Source organism: Lysobacter stagni, assembly GCF_030053425.1.
Lineage (GTDB): Bacteria > Pseudomonadota > Gammaproteobacteria > Xanthomonadales > Xanthomonadaceae > Lysobacter_J > Lysobacter_J stagni.
This window is the reverse complement of record NZ_JASGBI010000001.1, coordinates 2,392,128-2,405,534: the sequence shown is the minus strand read 5'-3', so window position 1 is coordinate 2,405,534 and position 13,407 is coordinate 2,392,128. Positions and strand designations below refer to the sequence as shown.

Genomic DNA, 13,407 nt, shown 5'->3' with positions numbered 1-13,407 from the left:
GTCGTTCAGTAGATCGTGCTGGTGCTGTGCGTGTTGGCCGTGTTGGCCGCCGGAGTGGCCGCCGTGGTCCGCAGGCGCGAGGCGGTGTAACCGGTGACGCGGTCGCGTCCGGTTTCCTTGCTCGCGTACAGCGCGGCATCGGCGCGCTCGAGCAGTCGCTCGACACTCTCACCGTGATGCAGTTCGGCCACGCCCAGGCTCAAGGTGGCGGTGAACAGGCGGTTGTCGATCGACAGCGGCCGGCAGTTCACCGCGGCGCGCAGGTTCTCGGCCACGCACAATGCTTCTCGCAGTTGCGTGTCGGGCAGAACAACGAGGACTTCGTCGCCGCCGTAACGGCCAAAGAGATCGTAGGTACGCAGCCGGTTGCGCGTGCGCAGCGAGACGATGCGCAGCGTCTGGTCGCCGACGCGGTGACCGTACTCGTCGTTGATCTTCTTGAAATGATCGATGTCGAAGAACACCACCGACAACGGCCGGCGCCCGCGCTGCGCGGACTCCACCAGTGCGTCCAGGCGCTCGGTGATCGCCGAGCGCGTCAACGCGCCGGTAAGCACGTCGTAGGTCGCCAGACGGCTGGCATGGTCGCGGTCGCGGCGCATCTGGTGCATGTGGTCGGTGAGGCCGATGGTGAGCACCAGTCCGCCCATCGCCAGGCCGATCGGGAATGCATATTCCATCCATTCCGGGTTGCGCCAGCCGCCCAGCAGTTCGCCCATGCGCAGTAGCGCCAGCACCAGCATGGGCGTCCACGACAGCACCATGAAGTACGCCTCGCGCTGGCGTTTCAGTGCGCCGGCCGCGCTGGCGGTGAAGGTCACCACGGCGCAGGCGAGGAACACCGCACTGGCCAGCACGCCCAGCACGTTGGCGGCACTGCCGACGTTGGCCAGCAACAGCAGCAGCAGCGCGGCGTTGCACACGTGCAGTGCGCGCATCAGGCGCGTGTGGTGGTCGTTGAGGTTGAGATACAGCGCGACGAAACTGTTGCTGGCCAGCACGCCCAGCAGCCCGAACATGCGTCCCACGCGCGGATCGGCACCGATCAGGTCGGCGAGCCACGGCACGCCACGCACCTCGCCGCCCACGCTGGCCAGGTACAGCGCCTGCGCCGCCAGCGTCAGGAACAGGTAGGCGTAGCTGCGCTCGCCGATGCCGATCCAGAAGCCCACGGCCAGCAGCGCGAGCACCGACAGCGTGCCCAATACGAAGGTGCGCATCGCGACGTGGCGCAGGTCCTGGCGATGCACCTGCGCGAGCGGCTCGACATCGACGAACATCGGCGCCGGCGTGAGCGTGTGTACGCGAATGTAAATGGCTTCGCCCGTGGCCAGGCCCTGCGGCAAGGGCACCACCAGCGCGCGCGTGGAGAAGCTGAAGTCCGCGTCATGCCCTACCAGGCCGCGTCGCACCGGCATGGTGTCGCCGGGACGCCAGACTTCGACATGGTTGAGGTAGGGGAAACGCAGCACCAGGTGCGGCGCTTCGGCCGGCGATATCGGTGCACGTGCGGTGAGGCGCCACCAGCGGGGGCGGCTGCCGGTCTCGTGGATGGACTGCCCTTCGACCGAGGCGAAGTCGCTTTCGACGCTGCCGGCCAGGACTTGAGCGGGGACTGGATCGCCGTCGAGGCGGGCGACATCGAAGGTCTGCGCCGACGCCAAGGTCGCCACGAGCAAGCCGATCACTGCCAAAGCAGCCTGCCACCAACGACGTAAGGGTTTCCCCATAACCCGTCCGGCCCCCTGCAAGGTCGGACAGCATACCCAAATGAGACGCCCGTCGCGAAAGCGACCCGATGAAGGGCCGCTGGACGGGGGTGGGCGGCGTATTAGTCCCGGGCGGCGCCCTGCCCGGTCACCCGGGCCACGGCGTCATGCGCGTGCAGGCTTTCGAAATGGGACACCCGGGCGTCGAAACGCTCGACCCGGACATCGGCCGCCAGGGCCGAAGCGACGCGGCGGGCCGCGTCCTCGCAGAACATCAGGTTCTCGGCGTTGAGGCGGGCGAAGGCCTGCTCGTCCTCACGCTTGACGGCGGTCTGGACCGGAGTGGCCAGGACCTGCTCCAGGGCATCGATGAGCGAGACCAGCGGCAGTTCGTCGAACGAGGGCCGCAGCTCGACACGCACCTCGGCGCGGCTGCGCTGGGCGTGCGGAGTGGCAGCAAGACCACGCTCGGAGGCCAGCCACTCGCCCACCACCGCCGTGGACAGCGGCCGCGCGGCAGCGAAGTCTTCGGCGAAGCGCTCGGCATTGAGCTGGCGCGACAGCGCGGCGGACGCAGGACAGGTGCTGGAGTACTCGACCGAGAACCCCAGGGCCAGGTGCAGGTGGCCGTCGCGCAGGCTGGCGTCGATCTCGACCGGATAGCGCTTCCAGCCGGCATTGGCGCTGGCCAGCGCGGATCGCAGCAGCAGTTGTTCGTATCGCAGCACCAGGCGCGCGGCACTGGAAATGCCGCCCTGTTGTTCGATCAACGTCTGCAGCACGCGGCGCAGGCCCGCGGGCGTCACGGTCTCGCTGGCGAAGGCGTTCTGCAGTTGCAGGTACATGCGCGACATGTGGATGCCGCGCGCGTTGGCGTCCTTGAGGTCGACGGATACATCGACGGAGGCGGCGACCGTGATGACCTCGCCGTCGGCGGAGGCCACGCGCAGCGGCAGCGCGATGTTGGACATGCCAACCCAGTCGAGCGGTCGCGCCGCGGCGGCGGCGTCGAAGGCGACATCGGGGAGACGGCGCGGAGCGGGCGAGTTCGTGTTCACGGCTCAGGAATGGGGACGGCGCGGGGGAGCGCAAGCCGGGCCATTGTAGCGGCCCGATCCGGGACGCCCGCGGGACAGCCTGCAACAGTCAGTTGCAGCCCCTGACGCCGGCTATCGACCCGATAGATAGGCGCCCCTCAGCCGCGCACGCCGCGCCAGGCCGCCATCAATGCGGCCAACGGCGGCAGCGGCAGCGCGGGGTCGCCGCGGCGCAGACGCTGACGGGCCAGGGCCGACCACAGTCGACGGGGCCGCGACGCGCCCGAACCGGCCGGCCACCTCCGCAGGAGCTCCGCGCCCCATGCACGGGCCGGAGCGCCCTCGCCCGCCTTCGCGAGCAGACTCAGGGGCACGGCGGCCTCACCGGCGATCAGCAGGTGCCCGTGCAATACCGTGGCCTGCACAACGGCCAGGCCCGTTTCCGGCCCATCGAACAGCGCCGCTTCGACCGCAACGACAGCCTCCGCGAACGGCGCCACGGCGGCCAGGGCGTCGTCGGCATCGCGCGGACGTTCGCGACCGGCCTGCAGCGGCGGGATGGCCGCGGCCAGACGACCCCAGGGCGCCGGCAGCCGTTGCAGCGACGCTCCCAGGGGATGCCGGCGAATACCACGCGTCCATCCCTGCAGTTCTTCCATCCACCACGCCAGCTTGGCTTCGCCGGGACGCGCGTCGCTGCCACCCCAGGCGGCGTCGGTCAGTTCCTGCTGCAGCGACGCCCAGGCCAGTGCCGTTTCACGCTGCGACGCAGGTACGAACACCTGCGCGACGTTCCACTCCGGCCAGCGTCCGCGCCATTTGTCGAGGAAGCTGTCGAGGGCGTCGTCGCGTGCGGGGGCGTGCATGCTCATCGCGTGCGCGGCCAGGCCGACGGCAGTCGCAACGCGTCGGGGTCTTCGATCATCACGTCGCCATGCCAGGCAATCGGGTCGTCCTCGTCGAGGCGATAGCCCCACAACGCCACGACCGAGGGCATGCCGGCCGCGCGCGCGGCGATGATGTCGCGCTCGTCGTCGCCGACATAGATGCAGTCCGCCGGTGCGACGCCGATGCGTTGCGCCGCGACCAGCAGCGGCAACGGGTCGGGCTTGCGCGCCTTGAGTGTGTCGCCGCCGATCAGCACCGCGCAGCGCTGTTCCCATCCCAGCAGGGGAACCAGCTGGCGCGCGAGGTATTCGGGCTTGTTGGTGACGATGCCCCATGCGCAACCGGCATCCTCCAGCGCGGCGAGCATCGCCTCGATGCCATCGAACACGCCGCCATGGCGACCGAGTTCGCGCTGGTAGTGATCGAGGAATTCCGGAATCCAGCGCTCACGTTCGTCCGCGTCAACCTGCGGAAACGCCGCGGCCACCATCGCGCGCGCGCCCTTGGACACATGCGGACGCAGGTCGGCCAAGGCCATCGGCGGCTGACCGCGCGCGGCGCGCATGGCATCGATGGCCGCCACCATGTCCGGCGCGCTGTCCAGCAAGGTGCCGTCCAGGTCGAACAGCACCGCCTTTGGAAACACCACCGGCTCCACCACAGCCGTCACGCCGCGTCCGACGCGGGCTTGACCGCGCAGGCCAGGTAGTTGACGTCGGTGCGCCCGATCACGCGTGCGCTGTTGTTCCAGGGCTCGTACATCAGGCCGCTCACGTCCTCCAACTGCAGCCCGGCGTCGCGCAACCACGCGCCAAGTTCATGCGGCTTGATGAAGTCGCGGTACTGGTGCGTGCCCTTGGGCAGCAGGCGCGCGATGTATTCGGCGCCGACGATCGCCAGCGCGAACGCGGCAGGCGTGCGGTTGAGCGTGGACAGGAACAACCGCCCGCCCGGACGCAGCAGCGTCGCGCAGGCGCGGATGATCGATGCCGGATCGGGTACGTGCTCCAGCATTTCCATGCAGGTGACCGCGTCGAACGCGCCAGGCATTTCCGCCGCCAGCGATTCGACCGACTGCAGCCGGTAATCGACCTTCACGCCGCTCTCCAGCCCGTGCAGGCGCGCCACCTTCACCAGTTCCGGCGCGAGATCGAGCGCGGTGACCTGCGCACCTTCGCGCGCCAGCGCCTCGCTCAACAGGCCGGCGCCGCAACCCACGTCGAGCACCTGCGCGCCGCGCAAGGTGGTGCGCTGCGCCACGTAACCCAATCGCGCCGGATTGAGTGCGTGCAGCGGCTTCTGCGGGCCATCGGGATCCCACCAGCGCTGCGCGAGCGCGCCGAACTTGTCGAGTTCGGCCTGGCTGTAGTTGGTGTCGTGCGTCTGCGTCGTCATGGAGTCCTCGCGGCAGTCATTCCCGTGGCGCGCGGGATGACGAACATGAAAGATCAGGTCAAACGGATCGCGGCGATGCGCGCCCGCCATTGCTTGGCGTTGGCGACCAGTTCGGCCGGATCCATGTCCACCAGGATGCGGTCGCGAAGGCGTACGCGGCCGGCGATCCACACGTCGCTGACCTGGTTGCGGCCGGTGGCGTAGATCAACTGCGAAATCACGTGGTGCAGCGGCTGCGTTTCCAGCTGGCCCAGGTCCACGCACACCAGGTCGGCCTGCTTGCCCGGTTCGATCGAGCCGATGGACGCGTCGAAACCCAGCGCACGTGCGCCACCCAGCGTGGCCGCGTGCAGCGCGCTGGCGGCATCCAGCGCGGAGGCGTCCTGCGCCACGGCCTTGGCCAGAAGCGCGGCCGTCCGCGTCTCACCGAACATGTCCAGATCGTTGTTGCTGGCGCAGCCGTCGGTACCGATGGCCAGGTTCACGCCGGCCTTGAGCAGCTTGCCGACCGGGCAGAAACCCGAGGCGAGCTTCAGGTTGGATTCCGGGCAATGCACCACGCTGACGCCACGCTCGGCGCACAGGGCGATCTCGGCGTCGGTCAGCTGCGTCATGTGCACCGCGATGAGACGGTCGTTGACCAGCCCCAGGCGGTCCAGTCGCGCGATCGGCCGCTGGCCGTGCTTGTCGTGCGACTCGACCACTTCCTGTGCGGTTTCGTGCGTGTGCAGGTGGACCGGCACATCGAGCTGGTCCGACAGCATGCGGATGCGTTCGAAGTTGGCATCCGACACGGTGTACGGCGCGTGCGGGGCGAACGTCGTCGCCACCAGCGCATCGTCGCGCCACTGGTCGTGGACCTCGCCGGCGCGGTCGAAGTATTCGTCGGAGGACTTCGCCCACGCGGTCGGGAAGTCGATCACCGGCAGGCCGACGCGCGCGCGGAACCCATGGCGCTTGTAGACCGCGGCCTGCACGTCGGGAAAGAAGTAGTTCTCGTTGGCGCAGGTGGTGCCACCGCGCAGCATCTCGGCGATCGCCAGCGCGATGCCATCGGCGACGAACTCGGGTCCGATCACCGCGCCTTCGACCGGCCAGATGTGCCCCTGAAGCCACTCCATCAACGGCAGGTCGTCGGCGATGCCGCGCAACAGCGTCATCGGATTGTGCGTGTGGGCGTTCACCAGCCCGGGGATCAACGCCGCTTCCGGGCGCGAAACCGTTTCGGCAGCGGCGAAGCGCGTGCGCGCCTCACGCGTGGGCAGCAGCGCGACGATCGCACCGTCGCGCACGGCCACGGCGTGATCCTCCAGGACCACGCCGTGCGGTTCCACCGGCACCACCCAGCCGGCTTCGATCAACAGGTCGCAGGGCTCGGGGCGGGTCTCGGGGGTCATGCGGTTCCTTGTTGACGCGTTCCCGCCGGGGGCGGGAACCCAAGTGTCTTCGCCCGATGCGGGACGAAGACAACAGCAACGATGAAGTCGCTGGATCCCCGTGTCACGGGGATGAGGTTTTGCCGGGGCCCGCGCACTGCGCGGGCGGCCCATGCATCACTTCACTCGGCTGACGTACTCACCGGAGCGGGTGTCGACCTTGATCACTTCTTCCTGGTTGACGAACAGCGGCACGCGCACGACGGCGCCGGTTTCCAGCGTCGCCGGCTTGCCACCACCGCCAGAGGTGTCGCCACGCAGGCCAGGATCGGTCTCGACGATCTTCAGCTCGACGAAGTTCGGCGGCTGCACGGCGATCGGCGTGCCGTTCCACAGCGTCACCACGCACTCTTCCTCGCCCTTGAGCCACTTCTCGGCGCCGGCCATGCCGGCCTTGTCGGCCTGCACCTGCTCGAAGGATTCCTGGTTCATGAAGTGCCAGTACTCGCCGTCGGCGTACAGGTACTGCATGTCGGTGTCGACGACGTCGGCCTGCTCGACGCTGTCGGTGGCCTTCATGGTCATTTCGACCACGCGGCCGGACTTGATGCTGCGGTACTTCACGCGGGTGAACGCCTGACCCTTGCCCGGCTTGACGTACTCGGTCTCGGTGATGATGCACGGGTCGTTGTTGACCAGGATCTTCTGGCCGTTCTTGACGTCGTTCATGCCCAGGCTGGCCATGATGGAACTCCTGCTTGCTAAGTGAATAGGTATCGGGGTGCCGGCCGCACAGGGGCAGCGAAGGCTAGAATGTCGGGCTGTTGTGCCCGGCCCGCAGGCCGCGGCGCAAGGAAAACCGGTCCGACATGATACCCGCTGCCCCCGCCCCCCAGCACGCCCCCGTGCCCGCCACTCCGCCCACGCCGCGCTGGCAACAGCTCTGGCGGGACGCCGTGCGCGACCCGCGCGAACTGCTGGCACAGCTGGGCCTGGACGCGGTCGCCGGCGGCCTGGGGCTGTCCGACGACGCGGCAGTGCAGTTCCCGCTGCGCGTGCCGCAAGGGTTCATCGCGCGGATGCGCCATGGCGATCCGCACGATCCGCTGCTGCGCCAGGTCCTGCCGCTGGACGCGGAAATGCAGCCCATGCCGGGCTTCAGCCTGGATGCCGTCGGCGACGGCGCGGCCAAGGCCGGGCACGGCGTCATCCGCAAATACCGTGGGCGTGCGTTGCTGATCGCCACCGGCAGCTGCGCCATCCACTGTCGCTACTGCTTCCGCCGCCACTTCCCCTACGCCGAAGAGACCGCGGCCGCCGCGGGCTGGCGCGACGCGGTGGACGCCATCGCCGCCGACGCGGGGATCGATGAGGTCATTCTGTCCGGCGGCGACCCCTGGTCGCTGGCCACGCCCAAGCTGGCCGAGCTGACCGACGCCCTCGCGCAGGTCCCGCACCTGAAGCGGCTGCGCATCCATACGCGACTGCCAGTGGTCCTGCCGGAACGGGTCGACGAAGCGCTGCTTGCCTGGCTGTCGGCCCTGCCGTGGCCGGTCACCGTGGTCCTGCACGCCAACCACGCCAACGAATTCGACCCGGCGGTCGATGCCGCTCTGGCCCGCCTGCGCGGCGCGGGCGCTCTGCTGCTCAACCAGGCCGTGCTGCTGCGCGGCGTCAACGATTCGGTCGACGCCCTGGCCGCACTGAGCGAGCGCGGTCATGCGGCCGGCGTATTGCCCTACTACCTGCACCAGCTCGATCGCGTGCAGGGCTCGGCCCATTTCGAGGTGCCGGACGACGTCGCGCTGCAGCTGCACCGCGAACTGGCCGCACGGTTGTCGGGATATCTGGTGCCGAAGCTGGTGCGCGAGGTTGCCGGCGACCCGGGCAAGCGCCCGCTGACCTACGCGTAGCGTCGTGCGGGCGTTGCGCGACGATGGTCTCAAGTTCGCGCCATGTCGGTCGTTAATCCGTCATATCCCCCCGTTTCAGTTCATGGCGCATGGACTGAACAGGCTGTTCATGTCATAAAAAGGCGCTTGGGGGAGGTGACGCAATGCAATTCGGCAAAGACACGGCGCTGCGCCTGCTGATCGTCGACGACAGCGTCGAGGCAGCGGAGGCCATCGTCAGCGGCCTGCGAAATACCGGTATCGCGGTACGCCCGTCGCGTCCGGAAAACGAAGGCGAGCTGGCTTCGCTGATCGCCAGCCAGCCGCAGGACCTCGTGCTCGCCGCGCGCGAAGCGCGCAACGTGCCGATCACCAAGGTCATGCAGGTGGTCGACGCCAGCGGCAAGGACCTGCCGGTACTGGTCCTGCTGGACAGCGTGGACGAGACCCGCCTGATGGAGACCGTCACGCTGGGCGCCCGCGGGGTGATCCTGCGCAACCATTCCGAGCACGTGCAGGCGCGCGTTCGCGCCGAGTGGGCCGACCTGGAGGCGCGCCGCACGCAGCGCCGCCTGGAAGCCCAGATCCGCGAAACCGAGCGACGCTGCGACGCGCTGATCGATTCCTCGCGCGAACCCATCGCCTACATCCACGAAGGCATGCACATCCGCGCCAACGCGGCGTACCTGGAAGTGTTCGGCTTCGAGTCCTTCGACGAGATCGAGGGCATGTCCCTGCTGGACCTGATCGCCCCGGCGAAGGTCGAGGGATTCAAGCAGCTGCTCAAGCAGATTTCCAAGGGCGATGCCCCGCCGCGCCACGAGACCGAGGCGCGCACGCTGGACGGCAACCAGTTCCCGGCGGTGATGGAATTCACCGCCGCCACCTACGAGGGCGAGAACTGCCTGCAGGTGATCCTGCGCCGGCAGGAGGTCGATCCCGAGCTCGCACGCGAGGTCGAGGAACTGCGCCAGCGCGACCAGGCCACCGGCCTGCTCAACCGCGCCACCTTCCTGCGCTCGCTGGAAGACGCGGTGGCGACCTCTGCACAGAACGGCACCCACCATGGCCTGCTGCTGCTCGAGCCGGACCACTTCAACCGCCTCCTGCAGGACATCGGCCTGGACGCGGCCGACTCGCTGGTCGCCGCGATGGCAGGCCGCCTGCGCAAGGCGGTGGGCCCCAACGATGTCGTGGCGCGTTTCGGCGAGCACCAGTTCGCGGTGCTCACGCCCAACAGCGACCACCGCCAGACCACCGGCCTGGCCGAAGCCCTGCGCAGCGCGTTCTCCGAGAACGTGCTGGAAGCGGGCGACCGCTCGCTCAGCACCACCGTCAGCATCGGCGGCGTGCTGATCGGCGAGAAGATCGCCAGCGTCACCGCCGTGCTCGGCAAGGCCAGCCAGTGCCTGCAATCGGCCAGCGGCGTGGGCGGCAACCGCACCGAACTGTTCGATCCCGGCGCAGCCGACCGCGCCGAGGAAGAACGCATCGAAGCCTGGGTCACCCGCATCCGCGATGCGCTGGACGCCGACCGCTTCATCATGGAATACCAGCCCCTCATCGGCCTGCACGGCGAGCCGGTCGAGATGTACGAGGCCTACCTGCGACTGCAGGGCGAGCACGGCGAACTGGTGCCGCCGCTGGCCTTCCTGCAGATCGCCGAAGAGCACGGCCTGTTGTGGGAAATCGACCGGTGGGTGGTTGGCAAGGCCATCTCGGTGATCGGCGACCGCATGCGCGCCGGACGCCAGACCACGGTGCTGGTGAAGATCACGCAGGCCTCGCTGCAGGACAACACGCTGCAGCAGTACATCCAGGAAAAGCTGGCCAAACACGGTGCGGACGGCCGCATGCTGGTCCTGCAGCTGCCCGAGTCGAAGGTGTTCACGCACCTGCGCGCCGCGCAGGAATTCCAGGCACAGGTCGCGCCGTACGGCGTGCGCGTGGGCCTGGAGCAGTTCGGCGTGGGCTTGAACTCCTTCCAGCTGCTCACCCACTTCAATGCCGATCTGCTCAAGATCGACCGCAGCTTCATGCAGGAACTGGCCGGCAACGCCGAGCACCAGCAGCGCGTGCGCGACATCGCCGACAAGGCGCGCGAGCTGGGCAAGACGACCATCGCCGAGTTCGTGCAGGACGCGGGCAGCATGAGCATCCTGTTCGGCGCGGGCATCGACTACGCGCAGGGCAACTTCCTGGCGCCGCCGGGGCCGAACATGGATTACGAGTTCTGACGGATACGGGGATTCCGTATTCGCGGAAACGAAAAAGCCCGCCGGAAGGCGGGCTTTTTCGTTGCATTGCGCAAGCCGTCAGCTGACGACCGTGCCGCGCACCTGCTCCAGCGGCGCGTTGCGCAGGGTCTGGATGCGCTCTTCCAGCGGCGGGTGGCTCATCAGCAGGCGACGCAGGCCGTGGCCCACCGCGCCGCTGATGCCGAAGGCCTGCACCGTCTTGGGCAGCGTGCTCTCGCCGTAGGTCTGCGACAGTCGCTGCAGCGCGGCGATCATCTTGTCGCGGCCGGCCAGGCGCGCGCCGCCGGCGTCGGCGCGGAACTCCCGGTGACGCGAGAACCACATCGCGATCATGCTGGCGAACAGGCCGAAGATCATGTCGAGCACGAAGACGATGACGAAGTAACCGATGCCCGGGCCGCCTTCGCGGTTGCCGCTGATGAAGCTGTCGATGACGCGGCCGACCACGCGCGACAGCACGATCACGAACGTGTTGAGCACGCCCTGGATCAGCGCCATGGTGACCATGTCGCCGTTGGCGACGTGGCTGACCTCATGGCCCAGCACGGCCTCGGCTTCGTCGCGGTTCATCGCGCGCAGCAGGCCGGTGGACACGGCCACCAGCGAGTTGTTGCGGCTGGGACCGGTGGCGAAGGCATTGATCTCCGGCCCGTCGTAGATGGCCACTTCTGGCATCTTGATGCCGGCCGCTTCGGCCTGGCGACGCACGGTGTTGACCAGCCACTGTTCGGATTCGTTGCGCGGCTGCTCGATGACGTACGCGCCGGTGGAGCGCTTGGCGATCCACTTGGAGGTCATCAGCGAAATCAGCGAGCCACCGAAGCCGAACACGGTGGCCATGACCAGCAGGCCACCCTGCCCGCGCAGCTGGATGCCGAAGAAATTCTGCAGTACCGCCATGACGATACTGAGCAGGGCCAGGACGGCCAGGTTGGTGGCCAGGAACAGGGCGATGCGTTTGAACATGACGGAAACCTTCCGCGCACCATGCGCGTCACGACAGGAAAATGTGGCACGCTCGCGTTGAATTCAAGTGAAACGGCACGCTCGCTTTCCCGACGAGTCCTCTGTGAGCTTTCCCCCTCCGTCCATCGGCTACCGCGGCCGTTTTGCTCCGTCCCCGACCGGCGACCTGCATTTTGGTTCGCTGCTGGCGGCGTTCGGCAGCTGGCTGCTGGCGCGCCAGGCCGGTGGCGCCTGGCTGGTGCGGATCGAGGACGTGGATGCCGCCCGCGAAGTCGCGGGCGCAGCGAAGCGCCAGCTGGCCACGCTGGCAGCGTTCGGCTTCGCGCCCGATGGGGAGGTCGTCTGGCAGAGCCGGCGCTCGATGCTGTACCAGGCCGCGCTCGATCGTCTGCTGGCGCGGGGCGATGCGTTCGTCTGCCATTGCAGCCGCGCCGACCTCGCCGCTGCCGGCGGCATCCATCACGGCTGCGTCGCGCAGCGGGAACGACGGGACCCATCGGTGCGCCTGCGCGTGCCTGAGGGAAGCCGGGTGCGGTTCCACGACGCGGTCCGCGGGTGGGTCGAACAGGATGTCGCCAGCGAGGTGGGCGATTTCGTGCTCCGGCGCGCCGACGGGTACTGGGCCTACCAGCTCGCGGTGGTGGTGGACGACGCCGCGCAGGACATTACCGACGTGGTCCGGGGGGCGGACCTGCTCGACTCCACCCCGCGGCAGATCCTGTTGCAGCGTGCACTCGGCCTGCCGACGCCGCGCTACGCGCACCTGCCGCTGGTGCTGGGCCCGGACGGACGCAAACTGTCCAAATCCGACGCAGCCCTGCCCGTGGATCCCACCGACCCCCTGCCCGCCCTGCGTGCCGCCTGGCTGCGGCTGGGCCAGACGCCGGTCGCCGAGACGGGAGATCTCGCCGGATTCCTCCAACGGGCCGTCCCTGCGTTCGAACCGGACCGGATTCCCGCGCCGGAAGACGCGTTCGAAATGTCATCGACCGTTCGTACGATGGCCGACTAGTTTTCCCTACTAGAATCGAATCGAAGGCGCCGCTCCGCGCCCCCCATCAGGAGAGGACGACATGCAGTCTCGCGTGGCCCTGGTCACCGGCGGTACGGGTGGTATCGGCAGTTCCATCATCCAGCGTCTGGCCCGGACGGGCCACCGCGTGGCGACCAACTATCGCGACGAAGCCCGTGCGCGGGAGTGGCAGGCGCGCATGCGCGAACAGGGCTTCGACGTGGCCCTGGCGAAGGGCGATGTGTCCTGTCCGGATCAGGCGCAGGCGCTGGTGGAGGACATAGAACGCCAGCTTGGCCCGGTGGAGATCCTCATCAACAACGCCGGCATCACCCGCGACTCCACTTTCCATCGCATGACTCCCGTGCAGTGGAACGAAGTGATCGGCACCAACCTCAACTCCTGCTTCAACGTCACGCGCCCGGTGATCGAAGGCATGCGCGAACGCAAGTGGGGGCGCATCGTGCAGATCAGTTCGATCAACGGCCTGAAGGGCCAGTACGGCCAGGCCAACTACGCCGCGGCCAAGGCCGGCATGCACGGTTTCACCATTTCGCTGGCGCGCGAGAACGCGCGCTTCGGCGTCACGGTCAACACGGTCTCGCCGGGTTACGTCGCCACCGACATGGTGATGGCGGTGCCCGAAGACGTGCGCGCGAAGATCGTCGCGGAGATTCCAACCGGCCGGCTCGGCACGCCGGATGAGATCGCCTACGCGGTTTCCTTCCTGACCGCGGATGAGGCGGCATGGATCACCGGCTCGAACCTGGACATCAACGGCGGCCACCACATGGGTTGGTGACCGCGTCGAACGGTGACGGCTCGCGTCGGATTGCGACGTTTTTCAGGCGGCGTTGTCCTTGCCGCCAGCCGG

The 13,407-nt window shown here is 68.4% G+C and carries 12 protein-coding genes; 4 read left to right on the top strand and 8 right to left on the bottom strand.

Annotated elements, in window-relative coordinates; genetic code table 11:
• Window positions 1-5: 5 nt before the first annotated feature.
• The 7 genes from QLQ15_RS11215 to efp all read right to left on the bottom strand — a co-directional run bounded on the left by QLQ15_RS11215 (window position 6) and on the right by efp (window position 7,149).
• Window positions 6-1,688: a diguanylate cyclase gene (locus QLQ15_RS11215; protein WP_283212856.1), complete on the bottom strand. Its 1,683-nt coding sequence runs from the start codon at window positions 1,686-1,688 to the stop codon at window positions 6-8.
• A 143-nt stretch (window positions 1,689-1,831) separates the two neighbouring features.
• Window positions 1,832-2,767: a GTP cyclohydrolase FolE2 gene (gene folE2, locus QLQ15_RS11210; RefSeq protein WP_283212855.1), complete on the bottom strand. Its 936-nt coding sequence runs from the start codon at window positions 2,765-2,767 to the stop codon at window positions 1,832-1,834.
• A gap of 137 nt (window positions 2,768-2,904) precedes the next feature.
• Entirely contained in the window at window positions 2,905-3,618 is a 714-nt protein-coding gene (locus tag QLQ15_RS11205) for a phytoene/squalene synthase family protein (protein WP_283212854.1), read from the bottom strand.
• Window positions 3,615-4,304 carry a phosphoglycolate phosphatase gene (locus tag QLQ15_RS11200; protein WP_432277802.1) on the bottom strand — a complete coding sequence of 230 codons (690 nt, stop codon included), beginning with the start codon at window positions 4,302-4,304 and terminating at the stop codon, window positions 3,615-3,617. Before QLQ15_RS11200 ends, QLQ15_RS11205 begins: the two co-directional genes overlap by 4 nt.
• Window positions 4,301-5,029, bottom strand: coding sequence for a bifunctional 2-polyprenyl-6-hydroxyphenol methylase/3-demethylubiquinol 3-O-methyltransferase UbiG (ubiG, locus tag QLQ15_RS11195; RefSeq protein ID WP_283212853.1), 729 nt, complete (start codon window positions 5,027-5,029; stop codon window positions 4,301-4,303). Before ubiG ends, QLQ15_RS11200 begins: the two co-directional genes overlap by 4 nt.
• Window positions 5,030-5,082: 53 nt before the next feature.
• Window positions 5,083-6,426 carry a TRZ/ATZ family hydrolase gene (locus QLQ15_RS11190; protein WP_283212852.1) on the bottom strand — a complete coding sequence of 448 codons (1,344 nt, stop codon included), beginning with the start codon at window positions 6,424-6,426 and terminating at the stop codon, window positions 5,083-5,085.
• Between the two features lie 156 nt (window positions 6,427-6,582).
• On the bottom strand, window positions 6,583-7,149 hold the full coding sequence (gene efp / locus QLQ15_RS11185; RefSeq protein ID WP_283212851.1) for an elongation factor P: 567 nt from the start codon (window positions 7,147-7,149) through the stop codon (window positions 6,583-6,585).
• Between the two features lie 125 nt (window positions 7,150-7,274).
• On the opposite strand from efp, the gene epmB reads away from it, so the two are divergent.
• Both epmB and QLQ15_RS11175 read left to right on the top strand, forming a co-directional pair.
• Entirely contained in the window at window positions 7,275-8,318 is a 1,044-nt protein-coding gene (gene epmB / locus QLQ15_RS11180) for an EF-P beta-lysylation protein EpmB (RefSeq protein WP_283212850.1), read from the top strand.
• 143 nt (window positions 8,319-8,461) lie between these two features.
• On the top strand, window positions 8,462-10,534 hold the full coding sequence (locus QLQ15_RS11175) for an EAL domain-containing protein (RefSeq protein WP_283212849.1): 2,073 nt from the start codon (window positions 8,462-8,464) through the stop codon (window positions 10,532-10,534).
• Between the two features lie 78 nt (window positions 10,535-10,612).
• Here QLQ15_RS11175 and htpX read toward each other — a convergent pair whose 3' ends face one another.
• On the bottom strand, window positions 10,613-11,521 hold the full coding sequence (htpX, locus tag QLQ15_RS11170; protein WP_283212848.1) for a protease HtpX: 909 nt from the start codon (window positions 11,519-11,521) through the stop codon (window positions 10,613-10,615).
• 103 nt (window positions 11,522-11,624) lie between these two features.
• Between htpX and gluQRS the strand changes: the two genes are divergently transcribed.
• The gene (gene gluQRS / locus QLQ15_RS11165) at window positions 11,625-12,533 is read left to right on the top strand and encodes a tRNA glutamyl-Q(34) synthetase GluQRS (RefSeq protein WP_283212847.1); all 909 of its coding nucleotides are present in this window, start codon (window positions 11,625-11,627) and stop codon (window positions 12,531-12,533) included.
• 61 nt (window positions 12,534-12,594) lie between these two features.
• Window positions 12,595-13,335: an acetoacetyl-CoA reductase gene (gene phbB, locus QLQ15_RS11160; RefSeq protein WP_283212846.1), complete on the top strand. Its 741-nt coding sequence runs from the start codon at window positions 12,595-12,597 to the stop codon at window positions 13,333-13,335.
• Window positions 13,336-13,407: the final 72 nt, after the last annotated feature.

What these genes read in the sequence shown, in the direction of transcription:
- QLQ15_RS11205 (WP_283212854.1), bottom strand. Translation starts at nt 3,618, where the DNA reads ATGAGCATGCACGCCCCCGCACGCGACGACGCCCTCGACAGCTTCCTC.
- ubiG (WP_283212853.1), bottom strand. Translation starts at nt 5,029, where the DNA reads ATGACGACGCAGACGCACGACACCAACTACAGCCAGGCCGAACTCGAC.
- QLQ15_RS11190 (WP_283212852.1), bottom strand. Translation starts at nt 6,426, where the DNA reads ATGACCCCCGAGACCCGCCCCGAGCCCTGCGACCTGTTGATCGAAGCC.
- efp (WP_283212851.1), bottom strand. Translation starts at nt 7,149, where the DNA reads ATGGCCAGCCTGGGCATGAACGACGTCAAGAACGGCCAGAAGATCCTG.
- epmB (WP_283212850.1), top strand. Translation starts at nt 7,275, where the DNA reads ATGATACCCGCTGCCCCCGCCCCCCAGCACGCCCCCGTGCCCGCCACT.
- QLQ15_RS11175 (WP_283212849.1), top strand. Translation starts at nt 8,462, where the DNA reads ATGCAATTCGGCAAAGACACGGCGCTGCGCCTGCTGATCGTCGACGAC.
- htpX (WP_283212848.1), bottom strand. Translation starts at nt 11,521, where the DNA reads ATGTTCAAACGCATCGCCCTGTTCCTGGCCACCAACCTGGCCGTCCTG.
- phbB (WP_283212846.1), top strand. Translation starts at nt 12,595, where the DNA reads ATGCAGTCTCGCGTGGCCCTGGTCACCGGCGGTACGGGTGGTATCGGC.